This window comes from Haemophilus pittmaniae, assembly GCF_900186995.1.
Taxonomy (GTDB): Bacteria; Pseudomonadota; Gammaproteobacteria; order Enterobacterales; family Pasteurellaceae; genus Haemophilus_D; species Haemophilus_D pittmaniae.
Genome location: NZ_LT906463.1, coordinates 797,722 through 821,077, shown reverse-complemented (window position 1 = coordinate 821,077; position 23,356 = coordinate 797,722). Strand labels below are relative to the sequence as shown.

General features: G+C 43.4%; 20 protein-coding genes and 1 rRNA gene. 9 read left to right on the top strand and 12 right to left on the bottom strand.

Translation table 11 applies throughout. The features are described 5' to 3' along the window. Window positions 1–56 precede the first annotated feature (56 nt). A complete protein-coding gene (gene brnQ, locus CKV74_RS04155) occupies window positions 57–1,361 on the top strand; it encodes a branched-chain amino acid transport system II carrier protein (RefSeq protein ID WP_007242160.1) in 1,305 nt (434 codons plus the stop codon). Window positions 1,362–1,679: 318 nt separating this feature from the next. Here brnQ and rlmB read toward each other — a convergent pair whose 3' ends face one another. The 3 genes from rlmB to CKV74_RS04140 form a co-directional block, all read right to left on the bottom strand. Continuing rightward, window positions 1,680–2,420 (bottom strand): 23S rRNA (guanosine(2251)-2'-O)-methyltransferase RlmB, encoded by a 741-nt coding sequence (gene rlmB, locus CKV74_RS04150; protein ID WP_007242194.1) that lies wholly within the window; start codon window positions 2,418–2,420, stop codon window positions 1,680–1,682. Window positions 2,421–2,493: 73 nt separating this feature from the next. Then, window positions 2,494–4,926 (bottom strand): ribonuclease R, encoded by a 2,433-nt coding sequence (gene rnr / locus CKV74_RS04145; protein WP_095176775.1) that lies wholly within the window; start codon window positions 4,924–4,926, stop codon window positions 2,494–2,496. A gap of 158 nt (window positions 4,927–5,084) precedes the next feature. Then, window positions 5,085–5,864 (bottom strand): M48 family metallopeptidase, encoded by a 780-nt coding sequence (locus tag CKV74_RS04140; RefSeq protein ID WP_039847792.1) that lies wholly within the window; start codon window positions 5,862–5,864, stop codon window positions 5,085–5,087. Window positions 5,865–6,112: 248 nt separating this feature from the next. Between CKV74_RS04140 and mtr the strand changes: the two genes are divergently transcribed. The 4 genes from mtr (at window position 6,113) to tsf (ending at window position 10,092) form a co-directional block, all read left to right on the top strand. Next, window positions 6,113–7,366: a tryptophan permease gene (gene mtr / locus CKV74_RS04135; protein ID WP_007242240.1), complete on the top strand. Its 1,254-nt coding sequence runs from the start codon at window positions 6,113–6,115 to the stop codon at window positions 7,364–7,366. Window positions 7,367–7,426: 60 nt separating this feature from the next. Next, entirely contained in the window at window positions 7,427–8,203 is a 777-nt protein-coding gene (locus tag CKV74_RS04130; RefSeq protein ID WP_007242198.1) for a class I SAM-dependent methyltransferase, read from the top strand. A 179-nt stretch (window positions 8,204–8,382) separates the two neighbouring features. Continuing rightward, window positions 8,383–9,111 (top strand): 30S ribosomal protein S2, encoded by a 729-nt coding sequence (gene rpsB / locus CKV74_RS04125; RefSeq protein WP_095176774.1) that lies wholly within the window; start codon window positions 8,383–8,385, stop codon window positions 9,109–9,111. A gap of 129 nt (window positions 9,112–9,240) precedes the next feature. Beyond that, entirely contained in the window at window positions 9,241–10,092 is an 852-nt protein-coding gene (tsf, locus tag CKV74_RS04120; RefSeq protein ID WP_007242231.1) for a translation elongation factor Ts, read from the top strand. Window positions 10,093–10,153: 61 nt separating this feature from the next. Here tsf and CKV74_RS04115 read toward each other — a convergent pair whose 3' ends face one another. Next, window positions 10,154–11,710, bottom strand: coding sequence for a phosphoethanolamine transferase (locus CKV74_RS04115; RefSeq protein ID WP_007242157.1), 1,557 nt, complete (start codon window positions 11,708–11,710; stop codon window positions 10,154–10,156). A 122-nt stretch (window positions 11,711–11,832) separates the two neighbouring features. Here CKV74_RS04115 and pyrH point away from each other — a divergent pair, with 122 nt between their 5' ends. After that, on the top strand, window positions 11,833–12,546 hold the full coding sequence (gene pyrH, locus CKV74_RS04110) for a UMP kinase (protein ID WP_007242188.1): 714 nt from the start codon (window positions 11,833–11,835) through the stop codon (window positions 12,544–12,546). A gap of 208 nt (window positions 12,547–12,754) precedes the next feature. Here the strand turns inward: pyrH and CKV74_RS04105 are convergent, their stop codons facing one another. Beyond that, on the bottom strand, window positions 12,755–13,564 hold the full coding sequence (locus CKV74_RS04105) for a 5'-nucleotidase, lipoprotein e(P4) family (RefSeq protein WP_095176773.1): 810 nt from the start codon (window positions 13,562–13,564) through the stop codon (window positions 12,755–12,757). Between the two features lie 68 nt (window positions 13,565–13,632). Further along, a complete protein-coding gene (locus CKV74_RS04100) occupies window positions 13,633–16,383 on the bottom strand; it encodes a M16 family metallopeptidase (protein ID WP_095176772.1) in 2,751 nt (916 codons plus the stop codon). A 278-nt stretch (window positions 16,384–16,661) separates the two neighbouring features. On the opposite strand from CKV74_RS04100, the gene ftsB reads away from it, so the two are divergent. Genes ftsB through ispF form a run of 3 tightly spaced genes read left to right on the top strand, consistent with a single transcriptional unit; the run spans window position 16,662 to window position 18,093 of the window. After that, window positions 16,662–16,940, top strand: coding sequence for a cell division protein FtsB (ftsB, locus tag CKV74_RS04095; protein ID WP_007242214.1), 279 nt, complete (start codon window positions 16,662–16,664; stop codon window positions 16,938–16,940). Further along, window positions 16,940–17,620: a 2-C-methyl-D-erythritol 4-phosphate cytidylyltransferase gene (gene ispD / locus CKV74_RS04090; RefSeq protein ID WP_007242242.1), complete on the top strand. Its 681-nt coding sequence runs from the start codon at window positions 16,940–16,942 to the stop codon at window positions 17,618–17,620. The genes ftsB and ispD overlap by 1 nt, the downstream gene beginning before the upstream one ends. Next, a complete protein-coding gene (gene ispF / locus CKV74_RS04085; RefSeq protein WP_007242257.1) occupies window positions 17,617–18,093 on the top strand; it encodes a 2-C-methyl-D-erythritol 2,4-cyclodiphosphate synthase in 477 nt (158 codons plus the stop codon). The genes ispD and ispF overlap by 4 nt, the downstream gene beginning before the upstream one ends. A 58-nt stretch (window positions 18,094–18,151) precedes the next feature. Here ispF and mscL read toward each other — a convergent pair whose 3' ends face one another. From mscL to rrf, 6 genes are all read right to left on the bottom strand, one after another. After that, a complete protein-coding gene (mscL, locus tag CKV74_RS04080) occupies window positions 18,152–18,538 on the bottom strand; it encodes a large-conductance mechanosensitive channel protein MscL (protein WP_007242209.1) in 387 nt (128 codons plus the stop codon). A 67-nt stretch (window positions 18,539–18,605) separates the two neighbouring features. Continuing rightward, complete coding sequence (gene trkA / locus CKV74_RS04075; protein ID WP_007242200.1) at window positions 18,606–19,982, bottom strand: Trk system potassium transporter TrkA; 1,377 nt, start codon at window positions 19,980–19,982, stop codon at window positions 18,606–18,608. A 54-nt stretch (window positions 19,983–20,036) separates the two neighbouring features. After that, a complete protein-coding gene (gene rsmB, locus CKV74_RS04070) occupies window positions 20,037–21,374 on the bottom strand; it encodes a 16S rRNA (cytosine(967)-C(5))-methyltransferase RsmB (RefSeq protein ID WP_007242217.1) in 1,338 nt (445 codons plus the stop codon). Further along, complete coding sequence (gene fmt, locus CKV74_RS04065; protein WP_007242215.1) at window positions 21,374–22,330, bottom strand: methionyl-tRNA formyltransferase; 957 nt, start codon at window positions 22,328–22,330, stop codon at window positions 21,374–21,376. The genes rsmB and fmt overlap by 1 nt, the downstream gene beginning before the upstream one ends. 64 nt (window positions 22,331–22,394) lie before the next feature. Beyond that, window positions 22,395–22,904, bottom strand: coding sequence for a peptide deformylase (gene def / locus CKV74_RS04060; protein ID WP_095176771.1), 510 nt, complete (start codon window positions 22,902–22,904; stop codon window positions 22,395–22,397). Between the two features lie 295 nt (window positions 22,905–23,199). Further along, a 5S ribosomal RNA gene (rrf, locus tag CKV74_RS04055) occupies window positions 23,200–23,315 on the bottom strand. Window positions 23,316–23,356: the final 41 nt, after the last annotated feature.

The window sequence follows — 23,356 nt, the reverse complement described above, 5'->3', positions numbered from 1 at the left end:
TTATGCATTTTTATAATAGAATGCAGGCTGTTTTCAATTTGTAATAAAACTAAAAGATGTTAAGACGTAAAGATATTTTGGTGTTGGGCATGATGATTTTTGCCCTTTTCTTGGGCGCGGGGAATATTATTTTTCCGCCAATGGAAGGTTTTCAGGCAGGTCAACATTGGCCTGTTGCAGCAACCGGGTTTATCCTAACCGGCGTATTAATGCCGTTTATTACCTTAGTGTGCGTGGCGACTCTCGGGCGAGGGGAAATACTGACCCGCGATCTCCCACGTTGGGCAGAAATTGCTTTCTTGGGTATTCTCTATTTAGTTATTGGATCCACTTTTGCCATGCCACGGGTGACCAATGTTGCCTACGAAATGGCTTGGTTACCACTAAACGTAACTACCGATGATGAAACTGGTCGTTTTACCTTTTCCCTGATTTTCAATTTAATCGCCATGCTGTTTATGTTACGCCCGAATACTATTATTTCGAGTGTTGGGAAATTCATGACGCCGGCATTGTTGGCTCTTTTAGTGGTCGTTAGTATTTCTGTGATTAATTCACCGCTCTCTCCGATTCAAATGCCAACGCAAGCCTATGCCGAACAACCAGCTCTCACCGTAGGGCTATTAGGCGGTTATCAAACCATGGATGTATTGGCGGCAATTGCCTTCGGCGGTATTGTCTCGCGGGCATTAGCGGTTAAAGGTATTAGCCAAGGTAACGTGGTCATGAAATACACATTATCGGCCGGTGCAGTATCCGTGGTAATGTTGGCAGCGTTGTATTTTTCACTCTTTTATCTCGGGGCAACCGCGGCTGATGTGGCACAAACTGCAAAAAATGGCGGACAAATTTTCTCCCGTTATGTGGCAGAATTATTCGGTCAGCGTGGTACTTGGATGATGGCCGGCATTATTATCTTGGCAAATCTCACAACCCTGGTTGGTGTAACCAGCGCAGCTGCCGATTATTTTGCTAAATTCCACCCTCGTTTGGGCTATCCGTTTTGGGTCATCATCTTTACCTTAATGACAACCGCAATTTCTCAATATGGCCTCACTACCTTATTACGGGTGACTATTCCGGCTTTATTATTGATTTATCCGTTAGCCATTATGCTGGTAGCGCTACAATTAATTCGTCGTCAGTTACCATCAATCAAGCTGAGCTACTATGCCACCTTGTTGACCACACTGTGTTTCAGCCTTTGTGACAGCTTGCGCAATCTAGGTTGGTTGCCGGAAAGCATCAATCAAACGCTATCAGCGCTACCGCTGTACGATCTTGGTTTACCTTGGTTATTACCGGCATTAACCGTGATGTTACTAAGCATGCTGATTGGTCGTTTAGCCAAACAACAGTAACCAACAGACAAAAAAATAGGCCGTCCTCTCGCAGACGGCCTATTTTAATTTTAGGAACAAGATATCCAAAATCATTCGGATGCGCGGATTCTATAGAACTGGTCGAACCAATACAATTAATTTCATTCACTTTCATGATCCAAATCAATTTTTGATAACAATTATCATCTCAACTTACGGCCATTCCCCTTACGCAAGGAACCACTCAAGCCTACATTTTGACTTTTAAACCAACCCTAATAAAATCAATGGGTTACATATTGTTTTTAGCAAAATTCGTAAAACCCAAGGGGCGTTGTTCAGCTCACTCGCTGGCGATTACACGGCCAAGCGTTGACGGACAATTTCAAACAAACAAACGCCGGTCGCGACCGAAACATTTAAGGAAGACACCGAACCGGCCATAGGAATGCTAATCAATTGATCGCAATGCTCACGAGTCAATCGGCGCATACCTTCTCCTTCCGCCCCCATCACTAACGCCAAAGGCCCCGTTAGACGGCTCTGATAAAGGGTTTCTGTAGCTTCACCGGCGGTACCAACCACCCAAATATTATGTTGTTGCTGCAAATCGCGTAGCGTGCGCGCCAAATTAGTCACGCGAATCAAGGGAACGGTTTCCGCCGCACCACAAGCTACCTTACGTGCAATCGAGGTCAGCTGCGCTGATTTATCCTTCGGTACGATCACCGCGACAACCCCCGCAGCATCGGCTGTACGCAAACAAGCGCCCAAATTATGCGGATCGGTTACCCCATCCAACACCAGTAATAAAGGTGCTGAATGGGTTTGTAAAATACTATCTAAATCAACTTCATTTAGTTCACGGGCCGGTTGTACTCGGGCAATAATACCTTGATGCACCTCACCATTGGCTTTTTTATCCAGGGTTTGGCGGTTGACAAATTGCACCGACAGGCCTAATGCATAAAGCTCGTTTAATAAAGGTTGTAGGCGCTTGTCCTCACGTCCTTTTAACACAAAAACTTCAATTAAACGTTCCGGACTGTTGGCTAGAATGCTTTGTACGGCATGAATACCGTAAATATTATCTGACATAGTGATTATTTCATTTATAGGGGCCTTGCGGCCGAGATGAATCAATGGCGGGCTATACTCCCGCCGACCTTAATTATGCTTTGCGATTACTCCGTTTGGAGGATCTTTTAGGAGAGCCTGACTTTCTTTTATCGGCAGTTTTTTTGCCAGTGCTTGAGCGCGTAGCCACTTTTTTCGGGGCTTTCTTAGTTCTCGCTGCGCTTGCCGTTGTTTTACCTTTCGATTGAGTACGCTGTGGCAATTCCTGAAAACTGCGTTTAGCCTTTTGCTTAGCGGTTTTACCGGCTCGACGTGGCTTACGTTCGCTTTCCAACAGTGAAAAATCTACCATTTTTTGTTGTAAATGAACGGCTTCCACTTTAATTCTTACCTTGTCCCCCAAGCGGTAAATCATTCCGCTGTTTTCGCCAATCAAACGCTGTTTTTCCATATCAAAGCGATAATAATCGTTATCCAAGGTAGAAATATGCACTAAGCCATCAATAAACAAATCATCCAAACGGACAAATAGTCCGAAACCGGTAACCGAAGAGATCACCCCGCTAAAGCTTTCGCCCACATGATCTTGCATATATTCACATTTTAACCAATCGGCAACTTCACGAGTGGCATCATCGGCGCGTCGTTCAGTCATAGAGCAATGATCCCCGAGCACATCAATTTCCTCAAAGGAATAATGATAGCCGCCACCATCGGTGGTTTTGCGTTTCGCGCCTTGGGCCTTGGCAAGTAAATATTTAATACCACGATGTAGGGTTAAGTCGGGGTAACGGCGAATTGGTGAAGTGAAATGAGCATATTCCTCCAAGGCTAAGCCGAAATGTCCGAAATTATCCGCATGATATACCGCTTGACTGAGCGAACGTAGCAACATCGTTTGAATTAATCCGTGATCAGGACGTTCTTTAACCTGCTCCAGCAATTCGGCATAATCCTTGGTGGTCGGTTTCAACCCGCCTCCTAAGGTTAAGCCACATTCGGCCAAAAATGCACGGAAAGAACTGAGTTTTTCCTCACCCGGTGGCGTATGGATACGATAAAGCGCCGGCTCTTTATGTTTTTGCATAAAATTGGCTGCCGCAATATTTGCCGCGATCATACATTCTTCAATCATCTTGTGGGCATAATTGCGTACTACCGGCTCAATCCGTTCAATGCGCCCCAAGGCATTGAAAATAAATTTGCTTTCAATGGTTTCAAAATCAATTGCACCACGTTGTTTACGGGCATTGGCTAACGCCAGATATAAACGATGCAACTCGCGCAAGTGCCCAACTAAGGGTTGATAACGTTGAATTAATTCCTGATCATCGGCCAAAATCGCTGCGACTTTGTTATAGGTCAAACGAGCATGGGAATTCATCACCCCCTCGTAAAAACGATAGTCGGTAAGCTTTCCTTTAGCGGAAATCTGCATTTCACATACCATGCATAGCCGGTCTACCTGTGGATTAAGCGAGCAAAGGCCATTGGAAAGCACCTCCGGTAACATTGGTACCACCCGATTCGGGAAATACACGGAATTACCGCGATTATAGGCTTCCTTATCCAAGGCAGTGTGCAATCGTACGTAATAACTCACATCGGCAATTGCAACCCACAGTTTCCAACCTTTGCCCTGTTTTTCACAATATACCGCATCATCAAAGTCGCGAGCATCCTCTCCATCAATGGTTACTAACGGCAATGCACGCAAATCAACACGACCTTGTTTGGCTTCCGCCGGCACTTCTTCGTCGGCGAAACGCTTAACATATTTTTCTACTGCGGCTGGGAATTGATGAGGAATATCATGATTGCGTAGGGCAATCTCCACTTCCATTCCCTTGGCCATATTATCACCGAGAATTTCGATAATTCGACCGACCGGTTGGTTAAAGGAAGCTGAACGTTCCTGCAACTCTACTACCACAACCTGCCCCATACGAGCACCACAACGGGCATCGTCGGGAATTAAAATATCTCGACCGATACGGCTATCATCAGGCACTACATAACCGAAGCCGTTTTCCAAAAAGAACCGGCCAACAATTTGCTTTTTACGGTTTTCCAATACCCGTACAATCCGAACCTCGCGACGACCACGGCGATCCAATCCGGCGGTTTGCGCCAACACATAATCGCCATGCATCACGCGTTGCATTTGATGATGGGGAATAAACAAATCATCTTTTTGTCCTTCCACTTGCAAAAAGCCAAAACCATCACGATGGCCGAGCACCATTCCCTTCAGCAAATCTAATTTGGCCGGCAAGGCATAACGCTTACGTTTGGTAAATACTAACTGGCCATCATTTTCCATGGCACGCAAACGGCGACGTAGCCCTTCTAAACGCTCCTCATCCGCCAACCCCAAGGCTTCGGCCAATTCTTCTCGGCTCATCGGGGCATTGTTTTGATCAATCGTGGAAAGAATAAATTCTCGACTGGGAATAGGATTGCCGTATTTAGCCAATTCCTGCTGATAATGTGGATCGGCGCTTTGAAATGCTTTTTTCTTGCTCATAAAATTACGTATTTTGTTCAGATTCGCGCTAGTTTACAGGCTGACCAAGGGAATGCAAGCAAAGGGCGGGAATTGCAGGAAATAAATCATGCGACCGTCCAAAGAACTTAGTCGCATGATGTTGAAATGAATAAAATCAATGAGTTAGCTACATAATACTACAAGTCCGCCTTGGGCGCTGACTGATAAATATTCATAGCTTGCGGCAATAGTCGCTGTAGGTTTTCACGCCGCGCCGCATCACTTGGATGTGTGGACAATAAGGCACTTAATGCCCCCTGCCCGCCACCGGCTTGTTGCATTTTATCCCATAAACCCGGTGCGGCTTGTGGGTTGTAACCGGCTGCCGCCATTAACATTAAACCCTCTTCGTCGGCTTCGGTTTCGGCACTGCGGGAATAGGGTTTATCCAACGCAAAATCCGCGGTGAGGTTTACCAAACTGGTGACATCCGCGCCCACAACCACAGACAAGGCAGCGCCGCCCAATCCTGAAGCAATGCTGCTAAAGGTACTAAAGTTGGCTTTAGCCTTACCATGTTCCTTTAATGCATGGGCCATTTCGTGCCCCATAACGGTGGCGATTTCATCATCATTTAAATTCAAGCGCTCAACCAAGCCGGTATAAAACGCCATTTTACCGCCCGGCATTGCCCAAGCATTCAATTCCTTTGATTTAATAACGGTCATTTGCCAGCTAAATGCCTGTCCCGTGTGGTTCATTTTGTTGGCATAGGGCACCATGCGCTTAAATACCTTATTTATGCGAATCGCTGTTGGTGATGAGGTATCAACCCCGCCCTGCGATTGAATACGCCCCATTTCCTGACGGTAACTGCTGGCTGCCTGCTGGTTGATACTGGCGGAATCGGCACAGGCCACCAACACGCCGGAAGCCAATCCCAGCGCCAACCAACCGGTTAAAATACGTTTTTTCATAAAAATCCCTTGTCTATTCGTTACAAAAAATACATGAATAAAAATGGCTTTTAAAATCAACCATAATAAAATCAATAACTTAGATGTTATTTTTGGAAAAACTTTATTTTTCATAGGGGCGTCTGTCACGCCGCCGCATTATAGTTTTATCACTTTTCGATTGTCTAGCGATGGCAAATGACAAAAAGATTGCCTTTTCCACCCTGTACTATTATAGTAGTGCAACTTTTTATATCTAAGGATCCCCAATGCAACGAACTTCCCCTTCATTACTCGGCGGTGCCATGATTATTGCCGGTACCGAAATCGGTGCCGGCATGCTCGCCAACCCGACCTCAACGGCTGGTGTATGGTTTATCGGCTCTATTCTGGTCTTTGTTTACACTTGGTTTTGTATGACCACATCAGGTTTGATGATCTTAGAGGCCAACTTACATTATCCTACCGGTTCAAGCTTTGACACCATCGTAAAAGATTTGTTAGGTAAAGGTTGGAATATTATCAATGGTCTTTCTGTTGCTTTCGTCTTGTATATTTTAACTTATGCTTATATCACTTCTGGTGGCGGTATTACACAAAACTTGCTCAACCAGGCTTTTGGTTCTGCTGAAAGTGCGGTCGATATTGGACGTACTTCTGGCTCCTTAATTTTCTGTTTTATTCTTGCGGCTTTCGTGTGGCTTTCCACTAAAGCTGTGGACCGTTTCACGACGGTATTGATTGTTGGGATGGTAGTTGCTTTCTTCCTTTCTACCGCAGGTTTATTGAGCTCTGTAAAAACAGAAGTGTTATTCAATACTATTGCAGAAGGTGATCAAACTTATTTACCTTATTTATTGACCGCACTTCCTGTTTGCTTAGTGTCTTTTGGTTTCCATGGAAATGTACCGAGTCTCGTCAAATATTACGATCGCGATGGTAGTCGTGTAATGAAATCGATCTTTATCGGTACGAGCTTAGCATTAGTGATTTACATCTTATGGCAGCTTGCGGTGCAAGGTAATTTACCACGTACAGAATTTGTACCCGTAATTGAAAAAGGCGGTGATGTATCGGCATTATTAGAAGCATTACACAAATATATTGAAGTGGAATACATTGCGGTTGTATTGAATTTCTTTGCTTATATGGCTATTGCAACTTCATTCTTAGGGGTAACGTTAGGTTTATTTGATTATATTGCTGATTTATTTAAATTTGATGACAGCTTATTAGGCAGAACAAAAACCACATTGGTGACGTTCTTACCTCCACTATTGTTAAGTTTACAATTCCCTTATGGCTTCGTGATTGCCATTGGTTATGCGGGATTAGCTGCAGCCATTTGGGCAGCAATCGTGCCGGCACTGCTTGCTAAAGCAAGTCGCCAAAAATTCCCAAATGCGACTTATAAAGTGTATGGTGGTAATTTTATGATTGGTTTTGTAATCTTATTCGGCGTATTAAATATTGTGGCACAAGTAGGTGCAAACTTAGGATGGTTTGCAAGTTTTGCCGGATAACTCAAGCTCTCATGTTCCCCCTCTTAACAATTAGAGGGGGAATCTACCCAAGGAACTGCAATGCATAACAAAACCAGCGTTTACGACACCTCAAACTTTTTCGAACTGTACCAAAAACTCCGTGCCAATCCCATCAGCCTCAATGAAATTGTGGAAAAACCCACGATGCTTTCATTGTTACCAGATTTACTCGGCAAAACATTACTGGATTTAGGTTGTGGGACCGGCGGGCATTTACAACTGTATCTAGAACGGGGGGCGACAAAAAAAGTAGTGGGAACGGATCTTTCGGCAAAAATGCTCCAACAAGCGACACAAGAGCTACAGAAACGCGCTGAATTTGCAGGGCGTTTTTCGTTATATCAACTTCCGATGGAATCTTTAGCCGAATTACCGGAGGGAAACTTTGATGTCATTACCAGCTCCTTTGCTGTGCATTACATTGAGAATTTTCCCGCTCTATTAACGATGATTTCCGATAAACTCGCACCTAACGGCATCTTGGTATTTTCCCAGGAGCATCCAATTACCACTTGCCATAAAGAGGGCGAGCGCTGGCAAAAGGATCAACATAAACAACAGTTAGCCTATCGCTTAAATCACTATCGAGATGAGGGAGAACGCGAGCGCAATTGGTTTAAACAACCCTTTAAAACCTACCATCGTACCACCGCAACCATTATCAATAATTTAATTGCCGCCGGTTTTCAAATTCTTCAAATGGCCGAACCCATGCTGGCGGAACAACCACAATGGCATGAAGAATTTAAAGATTTACGACATCGACCGCCCTTGTTATTTATAAAAGCAAGAAAAGCCGAGATAGTGACAAAATAAGCTGGTTTTTCACGATACTTTATGATATAAAACGCACCGCCTTTTGGGCCTTGAAAAAGTACTAAAAGGCATTTTTATTTTTTATTAACAACACACACATATCAACAAGGCTCAATCGGGGTGCCAAACGGTCGATTGGCTGATATGTGGAGGCTCAACCCCAACAAAAGGAAAATATTATGGCACAAGTTTCAATGCGCGACATGATCAACGCGGGCGTACACTTCGGACACCAAACTCGTTACTGGAACCCACAAATGAAACCTTTCATTTTTGGTGCTCGTAACGGTGTTCATATCATCAACTTAGAAAAAACTTTACCTTTATTCAACGAAGCTTTAGCGGAATTAACCCGTATTGCTAGCAACAACGGTAAAGTATTATTCGTTGGTACTAAACGCGCGGCTCAAGAAGCAGTACAAGCTGCAGCATTAGACTGTCAACAATATTACGTAAACCACCGTTGGTTAGGTGGTATGTTGACTAACTGGAAAACAGTTCGTCAATCAATTAAACGTTTAAAAGATTTAGAAACCCAAGCTCAAGACGGTACTTTTGACAAATTAACCAAAAAAGAAGCGTTAATGCGTACCCGTGAGATGGAAAAACTTGAATTAAGCCTTGGCGGTATCAAAGATATGGGCGGTTTACCAGATGCATTATTTGTTATCGGCGCAGACCACGAACATATCGCAGTTAAAGAAGCCAACAACCTCGGCATTCCAGTATTTGCTATTGTAGATACCAACTCTACTCCGGCTGGTGTTGATTTCGTTATCCCAGGTAACGATGACGCAACCCGCGCTATCCAACTTTACCTTACTTCTGCTGCAGCTGCAGTGAAAGAAGGTCGCGGTAACAACGTTGAAGTCGTTATCGAAGAAGAAGTTGTTGTAGAAGCTGAATAATTTAAGTTTTGCAATAAGGCTTTAAGCCCTTATTAATCAAACGATTAATTGGCACAGGGGCTAATCTTTAGCCCCTGTATTTTTATATCAAAGTCCGGTTTGTCCGCACTTTAATAGAGGATTTTCAAAATGGCTGAAATCACAGCATCATTAGTAAAAGAACTTCGTGAACGTACCGGTGCCGGTATGATGGAATGTAAAAAAGCATTAGTTGAAGCAAACGGCGATATCGAATTAGCTATCGACAACATGCGTAAATCCGGTCAAGCTAAAGCCGCTAAAAAAGCAGGCCGTGTTGCCGCTGAAGGTGTTATCCTTGCCCGTATTGAAGACGGTTTCGGCGTATTAGTTGAAATGAACTGTGAAACCGACTTCGTAGCAAAAGATGCAGGCTTCTTAGGCTTAGCTAACGAAGTTGCCGATTTCGCAGCAGCTCACAAAGGCACTACTATCGAAGCATTACAAGCACAATTCGAAGAAAAACGTGCTGCATTAGTTGCTAAAATTGGTGAGAACATGAATATCCGTCGTGTTGCTTACTTAGATGGTAAAGTAATCGCTCAATACTTACACGGTGCGAAAATCGGTGTATTGGTTGCCGGTGAAGGTTCTGCAGACGAACTTAAAAAAGTGGCAATGCACGTAGCTGCATCTAAACCAGAATTCGTGAACCCAGAAGATGTACCTGCAGAAGTAGTTGAACACGAACGTCAAATCCAAATTGATATCGCGGTTAACTCTGGTAAACCAAAAGAAATCGCAGAGAAAATGGTTGAAGGCCGTATGAAGAAATTCACCGGTGAAGTTTCATTAACAGGTCAACCATTCGTAATGGATCCTTCTGTATCTGTTGGCGACTTCTTAAAATCAGTAAACACTTCAGTGTCTAACTTCATCCGTTTAGAAGTGGGTGAAGGTATCGAGAAAAAAGAAGAAGACTTTGCTGCTGAAGTAGCAAAAATCACTGGCGGTAACGCTTAATTTTCTCTGATTTGAGATATCAAAAAGCCGATAATTTTGATTATCGGCTTTTTTGTTATCTTTATTTTTTAGGACGAATATCAATTGCCGGATCCACATCCTTGCGATATTTTTCCTCGATCAATTTCTGCAAACCGTAATCTTCTTTATCCGCCTGTCCCGAGAATAAATCTTCATCTAAAGTAAGTTTCGGATTCTTTATACCAATCCAATGAGCAATTCCCTCCAAGAAATTCAAACCTGATTTAAAGGTTTTATATTCCTTACGTTCCTGATCATCGGAGGAAATCTTAAATAGTGGGATATTGTGATGCAAACGACTATGGCAGTTTTGATTAAACAATATCACACCATGTTTATCATCTTCCTGATGGCATAAGCCATGATCGGAAAAATAAATCAGTGAGAAACTACGATGGGTTCTTTGTTCATTTTGTTTCAACGTATCATATACCCTTTTAATAAAATCATCGGTTTTCTTGATGGATGAAACATAACAATTCAAATAATCGTATTTTTGCTCAATAGCCTGCTCATTAAAGATTTTCGGATAGTCATCCAAACGGTCACAGGCCAATGGATGCGAGCCATAAATATGTAATACGATAAAACGTTTACCCTGTACAGGATCTTCTAATACCTGGGTAAATTTGGGTAATAAATCAAAATCACTGTAGTTAGTGGAATTAAAGCTCCCGCCTTTTTTTAAGAAAATCGTCTCATCGGATTTAGCCGCTAACGCCGCCACCGGTGTATCAAATTCACCTAAAAAGCCTTGATTGGATAACCAATAGGTTTTAATGCCTGCCGATTTCACTAAATCAACCAAACTCAAATCATAGTTAGGTTCCCAGTTTTGCTTATCGGGTAAAGTGAGCATCAAACGTAGCGAAGCGACCGTGTTGGAGCCGGCCGATGTCATTCCATCAATCAATGTTCCCTTAGCCGAAGACATAAAAGGTGTATCCCCCACCGGATAGCCGTACGCATGTAAATAATCCTTACGGGCACTTTCACCTAAAATAATCACATAATCCTGATAACGGGAATCTTCCAAAGTGGAGGTACCCCATTGGCTACTTTTCGCCATCGCTTTCAACTTCTGCACTTCATCAATAATTTTTACAGTGGAAGAAACTGCCTCTTTCAAAGGCTCCGCCACCGGCAAATAAAAGGCTACACAAAGCCCACTCAGGGCTAAGAAGGTTTTATTACGATAAAATGCCAGATTAGCCCGACGCGCCAACCGGTATTGCATCCACAACAGCAACGGAATTGCAATCGCGGCTAAATAGCTGGAAATAGGAATCTGCAATAAAAATTCTTTAGTCTCCAACATATCGGTGGAAAATACCGAGGCGATATATTGATAGCTTGGCGCACCAAAATTCAGCCCGGTCGGAGTATAAAAAGCATAAATGCAGCCTAAGGGCAGCAAGAGAAAATAGAAGGCTTTTTTCGCCGATGACAATAAAATAATCACCAGAGCCGTCACCACTACTAATCCCGCTGTCGGCTCGGCAAACATTCCCGAACCACGCAACATCAAATAGGCTGCGGCGAGTGCACAGATTAAGATCAACATCAGGCTTAGAACCGGACGTTTTGCGTTTTGCATAACATTCTCCTCATTTTGAGGTCGGCTATTCTAGCGCAACTTGTTTACCGATTTCCATTGTTACGGGCGCACTAATCCTATAAAATGAGCCGATTTTTTAAGTCCCCAATAAGGAAAATACGATGAGCCAACCAATTTATAAGCGAATTTTACTGAAATTAAGCGGTGAAGCCTTGCAAGGCGATGAAGGGTTCGGTATCGATCCGTCCATCCTGGATCGCATGGCCTTAGAAATTAAAGAATTGATCGCCATGGGCGTAGAAGTTGGCGTGGTTTTAGGCGGCGGCAATTTATTCCGCGGTGCTAAATTGGCCAAAGCGGGCATGAACCGCGTTGTCGGTGACCACATGGGCATGTTGGCCACAGTGATGAACGGCTTGGCAATGCGCGATGCATTACACCGCGCTGATGTAAACGCTAAATTAATGTCTGCTTTCCAATTAAATGGTATTTGCGACACTTACAACTGGTCGGAAGCAATTAAAATGTTACGTGAAAAACGCGTCGTGATTTTCTCTGCCGGCACTGGTAGCCCATTCTTTACCACTGATTCAGCAGCCTGTTTACGTGGTATTGAAATCGAAGCAGATGTGGTTTTAAAAGCCACCAAAGTGGATGGCGTGTACGATTGCGATCCGGCCCACAATCCGGATGCCAAACTCTACCAAACACTCTCCTATGAAGAAGTCATCGATAAAGAATTGAAAGTAATGGACTTGGCCGCATTTACTTTGGCCCGCGACCATAGCATGCCAATTCGCGTATTCAATATGTGCAAACCGGGTGCTCTTCGCCAAGTGGTTCTTGGAACCGAAGAAGGAACCACCATCAGCTAATCGCACAATCCTGATAACGATAAACGGCGGTCTTCCCGCCGTTTTTCTTTTTTAAACCAATGCTAATAAAATCAATGGGTTACATTCGATTTTTAGGAAAACTTGGAAAATCGCCCCCGCGTTTCTAATTTCTTGGCGAATAAAAAAATCCGCATTCGGTAAACCGAAGCGGATTTTTTATTGTCATGGTAATAACAAGCAGAAAGGCTTATTTGCCATCCCAAGCACGTACGTTTTCTAAACGATTTTGTACTTTCGCTGCAGAGTCGCCTTTAAAGTAATCCTTGGCTAAACCGCCTTCAAAGCCACCATAATTCGGGTTTGGTAACACGATATAGGTTTTACCGAATTTTCCTTGGTTTTGCGCAACGAAATTGCGACGTTCCGCATTAAGTTTGCCATATACGCTATCACCGAAGTCATCTAGGTTATCGCCCACATAAAGCACGATTTCATAGCCTTGTTTTTCAATTTCAGCAAAACGTGCGGCTTTCGCAGATTTGTCTTTTTTCAGATAAAGAGCACTCTCTTCCACACCATTGAAGCCTAAGCGTTTCATATCATCGATAGTACCGGCTTTTTCATTGCTGTCCTTACGGTTAGTGACATAGAACATTTTACCGCCATGGCTATTCACGTAGTTGTTAAATTCCACTGCACCCGGAATTGCAGCAGATTGACGGGCATCAACCCAGCGGGTCCAATCAGCACCATCAAACGGTTTATTGTTTTTCACCTGCCAACCGGCGTAAGCGCTGTTATCCAACATGGTTTCGTCTAAATCCACCACCACAGCTTTTTTCTTACCTTTACTCACTTTCGCGTGATCAAATGCGGTTTTCGCCGAATTAAACGCTTGGTAGGCCAAGGCTTGATATTCACCGGATTGTTGGATCCAGTTTAATCCCAATACCGCTTGCTGTTCCAATTGAGCATCGGCATTCGGTTTTTGGGCGCAACCGGCTAATACAAAAGCAGAAAGAGCAGCAATTGCGGATAATTTTAAGTATTTTTTCATGATGGTTTCCTTTTAACTAAAAAACAACGGGCGAAAGTATAGCAAGCCCATTCCCTCTTGTGACAGTTTTATTTGGGCTCCACTAGCAATTCCGATGAATTTGTGAGCGAGCTCACGTTTTCAGCCATTTTTTTCACACTTTCTAGATTAATACCATCCAATAATTTTTTACTGGCTGTTAAATAACTCGGATTGTGATAATGGGTTTCACTCAACACCAAACGATTCATTAGCGTTCGTACATCCTCTTGGCGCACCTGTTCCTGTTTAGCCAAATCAGCCTTGGCCTGGTCAACCTCTTCTTGGCTAATTTGATGAGGCAAAGCAGCCAGAATTTGTTTCGTCTGAGCCAATAAACGTGGCATATTTTCCGGTTTAGCGCCAAAGAACAGACGGCTTTCAATACGATTGGTCTGCGGATTTAATGTGCTATCCAAACGTAATCGATAAATCCCCAAGGATTCATCGCGCAAGCCGGCCTTAAGCTTATTGGCCATAATTGGGCGAATTAAGGCGACTAACATCGCATCCTCCCCTTTCCAAGGATGATCACGATAAAAATCAAGATACAGATCGGTACGCGGTTCTACATTCGCTTTAATGGTCGCTTGATGCACGCCGGTAAGCGGTTTTTCTTCAATCTGTGGCAATGCTTTATCGCGCGGGAATTTAGCTAAATAGCGTTGCACCAGGCCTTGCATCGCCTCTAGTGATAAATCATTGATAACATAGTAGGTGGTTGGTAAACGACGGATTTTCCCCCATTCAGCATTGAGACTTTGTGCGGTAACTTTACTCAATTCCTCTATGGTTGGTTCAGTCGCAGTTAATAATTTTCCGAAACGCAGTTGTTGTAAAGCATCGCTAATTTCACGATCCTGCGGTGTTTCAGCGCGCTTGGCGAGGTCTTTTTGCATCGTTTCCACAACTTCATCCACGCCCTCGGAAATATTAATCTGCTGGGCAAGTGCATAATATAAACGTAGCAGATCTGCCAAATCGGTATCATCACTTTCACCGCTAAAAGTAACATTGGTCGCATCCTGCGATAGGCTGATATTCACTTTGTGATCTTTTTTCCACTGTGTTAATTGCTCAATCTGCCAATTTTCCGGTGCCGACTGTCCAATCATTTGTACTGCCATTTGGCTTTGCCAAGGTGATAGTCCTTGAGCCATAAAGCCACCGGAATTCATCGCTTTAAAATAACTACGCCCCTTGGCCAAAGGGGTTTTCAACCACATGACTTTATCACCGTTTTCGAGAGTCCATGCCGTGACATTTTCGCTTTCAAAATACTGGGTATGAATAATTTTTCCGGCAGTTTGGTCACCAAGCGGTAACAATTCCATAGTCGGTAAGACGGCTTTTTCAATTGGTGCGGTAAGCTTCTCTGCCTGTACTTGTTTTTGTATACGCTCAAACACAACTCGATCAATTGGTTCTATCTGCGCCTGACGTGGCGATTGATATTGCACAATGCGATCCTTGGCAGTAAACCAATGTTGTAATAGACGTTGTACATCCTCTGGGGTAATCGCATCCAAGAGTGGGCGGCTTAACTTCGCCAATTCCGGTTGGGAGAAATAGGGTTTATCCATAAACAACGTACTATTCATCACATTTACCCAATCTTCGAATTGTCGCTCTTTACCGCCTTTGGCCGCAAAGTCCAATTGCTGATAAAGCGGTTTTTTCTCTTCATCCAATTCTTTTTGGCTCACCGGATAGCGTTGCAAACGGGCTAATTCCGTAACAATCTGTTGTAATCCAAGCTGATGGGCATTGCCGTCAACGGTAGCAAACAACCCCACTGCGGTAGTTGTTTCACCGATATCGGATTTGCGCACTGCCAACGCGCTCACACCTTGGGGAAATGCTTCTTTTTGATTTTGTAGACGATGGGATAGCAACGAAAGCGCCAATCGTTCGGTTAAACGCAATTTTCGTCCTTCTTCGGTCTGTGCATTAGCTGCGCTATCGTCTAAACGGAAAATATAGGCAATCTGACTCACCGCACTTTTTTCATCGCCCAATTGATTAAATTGCAAACGTTCGGCCAAATTAGGATTACGATAATTACGCAATGGCAAACTTTGTGCCTGTTCCTTACCAAAGGTTTGTTGGATCTCTGCCTCGACCTGTTGTGGTTGCACATCACCGATAATCATCAAATGCATGTTATTTGGCTTATACCAAGTTTGATAAAAGGCCTGTAATTCCGTTGCCGGCATGGCTTCGATACTCTGCGGCGTTCCTATCACCGGCCAACGTGCATAACGGGAATCCGCACGAATACTGGCGGTACGTTGCACGTTCATACGAGAGGCAACACCTTGTCCGGAGCGCCATTCTTCCAAAATAATTTTTCGTTCATCATCCAAATCCTGTTGGGAGATATTGGCATGAAACAGCATTTGATCCAGCACTTTCAAACTAAACGACAAATCCTTAGCGCCCTGTGGCGGGCTAAACATATAGGTAGTAGTATCAGCGTTAGTGACTGCGTTATAGCTCTGTGCGCGTTTCCATCCCTTATCTAACAGCATTTTCATCACACCTTGGGGATATTCCTGTGAACCGCGGAATACCATGTGTTCCAGCATATGTGCCCCACCAATTTGGCGTTCATTTTCATCCACTGAGCCAGCTTTCACACGCATCCGAATATCCACCCGATTACTCTGCTCATGTAAGGGTAAAATTGTATATTGCAGGCCATTGTCTAATTTTCCCTGCACAATTTGAGGTTCTTCCTTGGCTTGTACAGCCAAGCTAAAAAAAGTGACCAAGCCTAAAATGATTACGGTCGGTTTCATTATCTCTCCGATTGTTATGACAAAACCCGCGCATTATACCGAAAGCTGAAAATAATTTGCATTTTTACTTAATTAAGTCTGGGCAAATGAATTTTTACACCAATCATAATAAAATCAATAGATTACGTGTTATTTTAGAGAAAACTCTAATTTTCGATAGTGCATTTACAATGGAGGCATGCTAAGTGGCGGTAAAAAATGCCAAAAATTCCGCCTGACGGCTCGCCCGCACGGGCAATTTTGGGTAAACTAAACGCCATTTTGTAAAGGGAGGCGATATGCGACTGTTAACGGCCATTTTGGTGGGCGTGCTGTTATTATTTCAATATGATTTTTGGTTTGGCAAAAACGGCTATTTCGACAATAAAGAAATCACCCAACAAATCATTGAAAACAAAGCTGAAAATGAAAAACTCAGCCAACGCAACCAAATGATTTCAGCAGAAATTCAGGGGCTGACCAAAGGCTTCGATTCGATTGAGGAACGGGCGCGCATGCAACATGACATGGTGAAGCCGAACGAAATTTTTTATCACTTAGTGAAAGAGCATAAATAATGGCACGTAACATTATTGCCGTAGTACCGGCTGCCGGTGTAGGAGCCCGCATGGGCGCCGATAGACCTAAACAATATTTATCGATTGCCGGCCGCACCATTTTAGAACATAGTCTGGCTGTGCTCGCAAAACACCCGGCGATCAGTCAAATCATCGTTGCAGTAAGTCCTACCGATCCCTATATTAATACCTTGAATTTATCTGAGCCGAAAATTCGCTTGGTTCATGGTGGAGCAACGCGCGCTGAATCAGTCCTAAACGGACTAGAAGCAATCGCTGATAAATCCGCATGGGTATTAGTCCATGACGCTGCGCGCCCCTGTCTACGCACAACTGAAATTGATTTGTTACTCGAAGTGAAAGATCCACAGGGCGCAATTTTGGCTATTCCAGTGGTCGATACAATTAAACGGGCGGATGAGCAAGGGCGTATCGCTAAGACAGAAGACCGGCGTTATTTATGGCAGGCGCAAACTCCGCAATTTTTTCCTCTGCAAGATTTACAACGGGCACTGAGCCATGCTCTGCATCTGGGGCTAAATATTACTGACGAGGCTTCGGCGATGGAATTCGCCGGCCAACATCCCCTATTAATTGCCAGTCGTAGTGATAATATCAAAATAACCCGCCCGGAAGATTTAGCCTTAGCCGCATTTTATTTAACGGGAGAAACATTATGAATTTACGAATCGGCCACGGTTTTGACGTGCACGCCTTTGGCGAATTACGCCCGCTGATTATCGGCGGCGTGGAAGTGCCTTACCATACCGGTTTCATCGCCCATTCCGATGGGGATGTGGCATTGCATGCATTAACTGATGCTCTATTAGGTGCGGCCGCATTAGGTGATATCGGCAAACTTTTTCCCGATACCGATATGCAATATAAAAATGTTGACAGCCGAATCTTGCTACGGGAAGCATTTCGTCAAATCATGGAAAAAGGATTTCGGGTTGCTAACGTGGATGTTACTCTGATTGCCCAAGCACCCAAAATGCGTCCTCATATCGATGCTATGCGGGCCAACATTGCCGCAGATTTACAATGCGCCATTGAGCAGGTTAATGTGAAAGCCACTACCACCGAAAAATTAGGCTTTACCGGACGTGGTGAGGGTATTGCCTGTGAAGCGGTAGCATTGCTCATCGGTTAATGACAAGAAATAAAAAAAGCGGGTTTCATACCCGCTTTTTTAATGTCTGGTGCGATAATTATTTTTTCAATAAATCGCGAATTTCAGCCAATAACTCTTCTTGAGTTGGGCCTTTTGGCGCTTCTTCCGCCGGTTTCTTCAATTTGTTAAGACCTTTGATCATCATGAAAATTGCGAATGCGATAATGATGAAATCAAACACGTTTTGGATAAACACACCGTAGTTTAAAGTAACTGCCGGAGTTTCGCCCACAGCTTCTGCCAAGGTGATTTTTAAATCTTTAAAATCAACACCGCCGGTTAAGATACCTAATACTGGCATCACAACATCACCAACTAAAGAACTAACGATTTTTCCGAATGCGCCACCGATGATCACACCGACTGCCATATCAACAACATTACCGCGCATTGCAAATTCGCGAAATTCCTTTATAAAGCTCATAAATATTTCCTGTAAATGGTTAAAAAGAGTGCGTATTATATTGACTAAGATCAAAAAGTAAACAGATTTAGATGAAAAATGCACTAGGCTGGAACAATTTCTCTATTTCCGGTACATGTTTTTTATCACTGATATAAACCACTACGCGGTCATTTTCTTCAATCACGACTTGACGGCGCGACATAATTACCTCATTGCGTCGTAAAATCGCACCAATCATGCTTCCCAACGGCAACTTAAGATCACCAATAGTATGCCCCACGACATTCGAACTCGTTGCATCACCATGTACCACTAATTCAATCGCTTCAGCCATACCGTGACGCAATGAGGCGACATTTTTAATATCGCCCTTACGCACATAACCTAATAACGCAGAAATCGTAGCCTGTTGCGGAGAAACGGCAATATCAATGGTCCCTCCTTGAATTAAATTAATGTAGGCCATACGCTGAATTAGCACCATAGCTTTTTTAGCGCCTAAACGCTTAGCCAATAAGGCTGACATAATATTTGCTTCATCATCGGCACTTAAGGATAAAAACACATCTACGTTTTCGATATGCTCTTCAAAAAGTAAGTTTTGATCTGAGGCATCGCCTTGGAAAACCAGGGTTTTAGAAAGTTTTTCAGCCAATGCTTTGGCCCGTTCGGCATCACGCTCAATTAACTTAACTTGGCAATGCGCTTCCAGTTGTTTAGCGACCCCAGAGGCAATATTACCACCACCAACGACCATAATGCGTTTATAAGGTTTTTCTAAACGCTGCAATTCGCTCATGACAGCCTTAATATGTTCAGTAGCACAAATAAAGGTGATTTCATCCCCCGCTTCAACAATCGTGGAACCTTGTGGACGAATCGCTTTATCATTACGTACGATAGCAATAATTCGGCAATCAACATGCGGCAAGTGTTCCTTAAAGGCCGAGATAGCGTAACCAACTAATGGTCCACCATAATAGGCTTTAACAATCACAATACTGATGTGATTATTGGCAAAATGAGCCACCTGTAACGCTCCCGGATAAGCAATCAGGCGGGTAATTTCGTCAGTCACTAAGTTTTCCGGCGAAATCAAATGATCAATAGGAACATTTTGGTCGTTAAATAATTTATCTTTCTCGCGTAAAAACTCTGCATTGCGAATACGAGCAATCCGGGTCGGCGTATTAAACAGGGTATAGCCCATCTGACAAGCAACCATATTTATCTCATCGGACTGCGTTACTGCAACCATTAAATCGGCATCAGCCGCCCCCGCATCACGCAGCACCTTAGGTGATGAAGGTGAACCGTGCACTACCCGTAAATCGTGTTTATCTTGCAGGTTTTGTAGATGCTGGGAATCGTTATCAACCAAAGTAATATCATTATCTTCACTGACCAAATTCTCAGCTAACGTGGTTCCCACCTGACCGGCACCTAAGATGATAATTTTCATTCCATTTTCTCCGCTAATAATCCGCTGTTGGCCTACTCTGAGAATAACCTTAAATTAAGCTGAGCATTTACGCAATTTTGCATAATAGAAACCATCCCCACCATGCTCTTGTGGTAGGAATTGGACTCCAACCGCACTTTCTGTTCGCTCAAACGGCAATGGCATTAATTCTGCATCGGGTGTTTCAGTTAAAAAATGCTGTATTTGCTGACTGTTCTCATCAGGAAGCACCGAGCAAGTCGCGTAAAGCAAAATACCATTAGGTTTTAATTTTGCCCAAAGCGCTTTTAGAATTTGTCCTTGCAAGGCAACCAATTGAGCAATATCCGTTTCTTGACGTAACCATTTAATATCTGGATGACGACGAATCACGCCCGTTGCTGAGCAAGGTGCATCTAATAAAATACGATCAAATAATTGGCCGCTTAATCCTATTTCTGCAAGCCATTTTTCAGGGGTTGTCGCATCCCCATAAACCACTGTAGCCTGCTGGTGCAAACGGGCAAGATTTTCTTCGACACGTTTTAAGCGATGCGCCTCAACATCAAGCGCAATCACTTTCGCTTGTGGCGCCATTTCTAAAATATGTGTTGTCTTCCCACCTGGAGCCGCACAAGCATCTAAAATTAATTCATCATTTTGTGGCTCAAGCAATAAGGCCGACCATTGTGCATTGAGATCCTGAACTGTTACTGCGCCTTGTTCAAAATTTGGTAACTTTGTGACGGAAAGCGGTTGCGCTAGACGCAAAGCATGCGGGTTATCACATTCAAATGCGCTGATTTCCAGCTCTTCCAATAATGCTCGGTAGGTTTCCGTATTATTTTGTTGTTGATTGACCCGTAACCACATCGGTGGCTTCTGGTTATTCGCCTCAATAATTTCACGCCAATTCGGATAGGCCTTTTTGAGTTTATTCACAAACCATTCAGGATGAAGCGTTTGCCAATGTTTATCCACTATAGCAAGAATATCTTCCTGTTCCCGCAAGAAACGGCGCAATACACCGTTTACCAAACCGCGAAAACTGTCCGATTTTAATGATTTTGTGGCATTAACTACTTCATCTACCGCAGCATGAGCGGGCACGCGCATATAAAGTAACTGGTACAATCCCACCAATAGCAAACAGTGCACGATGCGGGTTTTACCCTTCAATGGCTTATCTAATAGTTTCTTAATAATATTTTCTAAACGAGGCAATACGCGACAAATACCAAAGGTGATTTCCTGTAATAAAGGCAAATCCTGTGGCTTTACCTGCGATTGCACTTCTGGAAGTAAGGTTGATAAGGACTTACCTTGATCTAAAACCTGTAAAATCAGTCGAGCAGCAATAGCTCGAACCGAAAGTAAGGTCGCTTTTTCTGTTTTTTTATGTTGATATTTCATTAACCGAGTACCTTGCCCACTTTAAACCAATCAGCCCTACCATTCAGAAAATCCTGCACCGACATTGGTTTCTTACCAGCTGGCTGCAATTGCAGTAAATTCAAAACACCTTCTGCGGTGGCAATTTGGATACCTTTTTTATCGACACTTAAAATCGTCCCAGCGGGCTTATCTACATGTGGCAATACTCCAGCAGCATACACTTTTAGGGTTTGTTCATTACCTTGTTCATCGGTTAATTGTAGGAAACTAATCGGCCAAGGATTAAACGCGCGAATGTTACGTTCAAGCTGGGCTGCCGATAACGACCAATCTAATTTAGCCTCTTCCTTGGAAAGTTTTTCTGCGTAGTTACTTTGGTTATCATCTTGTTTTTCTGCGATGAACTTCCGTTCTTCCAAATGATCCAAAACATCAATCAATGCAGACGGCGCAATTTCGGCTAATTTATGGTAAAGCGAGGCGGAGGTTTCTTGTGCATCAATATCGCAATACACTTTATGTAACATATCACCAGTATCCAAACCCGCATCCATTTGCATAATTGTCACACCAGTTTGTTGATCCCCTGCCCAAATAGACCGCTGAATAGGCGCAGCGCCACGCCAACGTGGCAACAGAGAACCATGCACATTTAAACAACCTAAACGGGGCGTATCTAACACTACCTGAGGTAAAATCAGCCCATAGGCAACGACAACCATCACATCGGCATTTAATGCCTTAATCTCGGCTTGTGCTTCTTCTTTGCGTAAGGATTTGGGTTGATAGACTGGAATTTGATGCTGCTCAGCCAACTGTTTTACGGGACTGGCTTGCAATTTTTTACCGCGTCCAGCCGGTTTATCAGGCTGTGTATAAACAGCAATAATATTGTGATGAGAGTTTAAGAGTGCAGCAAGATGCTGTGCTGCGAAGTCCGGCGTGCCGGCAAAGATGATATTCAATGGTTTCATAATGTTCTACGTTATGTTGTAAATAAATAGGAAAAGTGCGGTCATTCTATACCGCACTTTTAAATTATTGTTTTGCAATTTGTTTTTTGTATTTCACTAATTTTTCTTTGATGCGCTGACGTTTCAATGGCGAAAGGTAATCTACAAACAAAATACCGTTTAAATGATCGATTTCATGCTGAATACAAATTGCCAATAAACCATCGGCATTCAATGTGAATTCCTGACCATTACGATCAAGTGCTTTAACAGTCACTTTTTCTTTACGTGGTACTAAAGCCCGAAATCCAGGAATCGACAAACAACCTTCTTCAATACCTGTCTCCCCTTCAGAAGCTAGAATTTCCGGGTTGATCAACACTAATTGATTTTGTTTATCACCTTCCACATCAATCGTGATAATACGTTGTAAAATATCCACTTGTGGCGCAGCTAGGCCGATACCTTCTTCCTGATACATGGTATCAAACATATCATCCACAATTTTACGGATTTCGTCATTTACTTCACTCACCGGTTCACAAACAACCTTAAGATGTTCATCCGGATAAATTAATACGTTTAATGAGGTCATAATTTCTCTAAGTTACAAGATAAAAATTTGGCGGGATTGTAGCACAGCTCAATAGGGAATTGTAGAAAACGCCGGAAGATTTCAGCTATTACAGTAAAATGCAAGGCAAAAAAGCTTTTTAATTCAACCCTAATAAAATCAATGAGTTACATGCCATTTTAGACAAAACTCAGATTTCCAAAGGGGCGTTGGGATATTTAGGTTTTGCTCTGTTCTTCAGCTATTCGGCTGTTCCACCGCATCACTTCCCCCAAAAGCAAAAACCCCAAGCTATTCAGCTCGGGGTTAGTAGTAGAACCGGCGGTGACCTACTCTCACATTGGGAAGCCCAACACTACCATCGGCATGATGACGTTTCACTTCTGAGTTCGGGATGGGATCAGGTGGGTCCATCACATTATGGCCGCCGGAATATTCCGTTGATAACTTTCTATCATCTATTCATTCTTCAA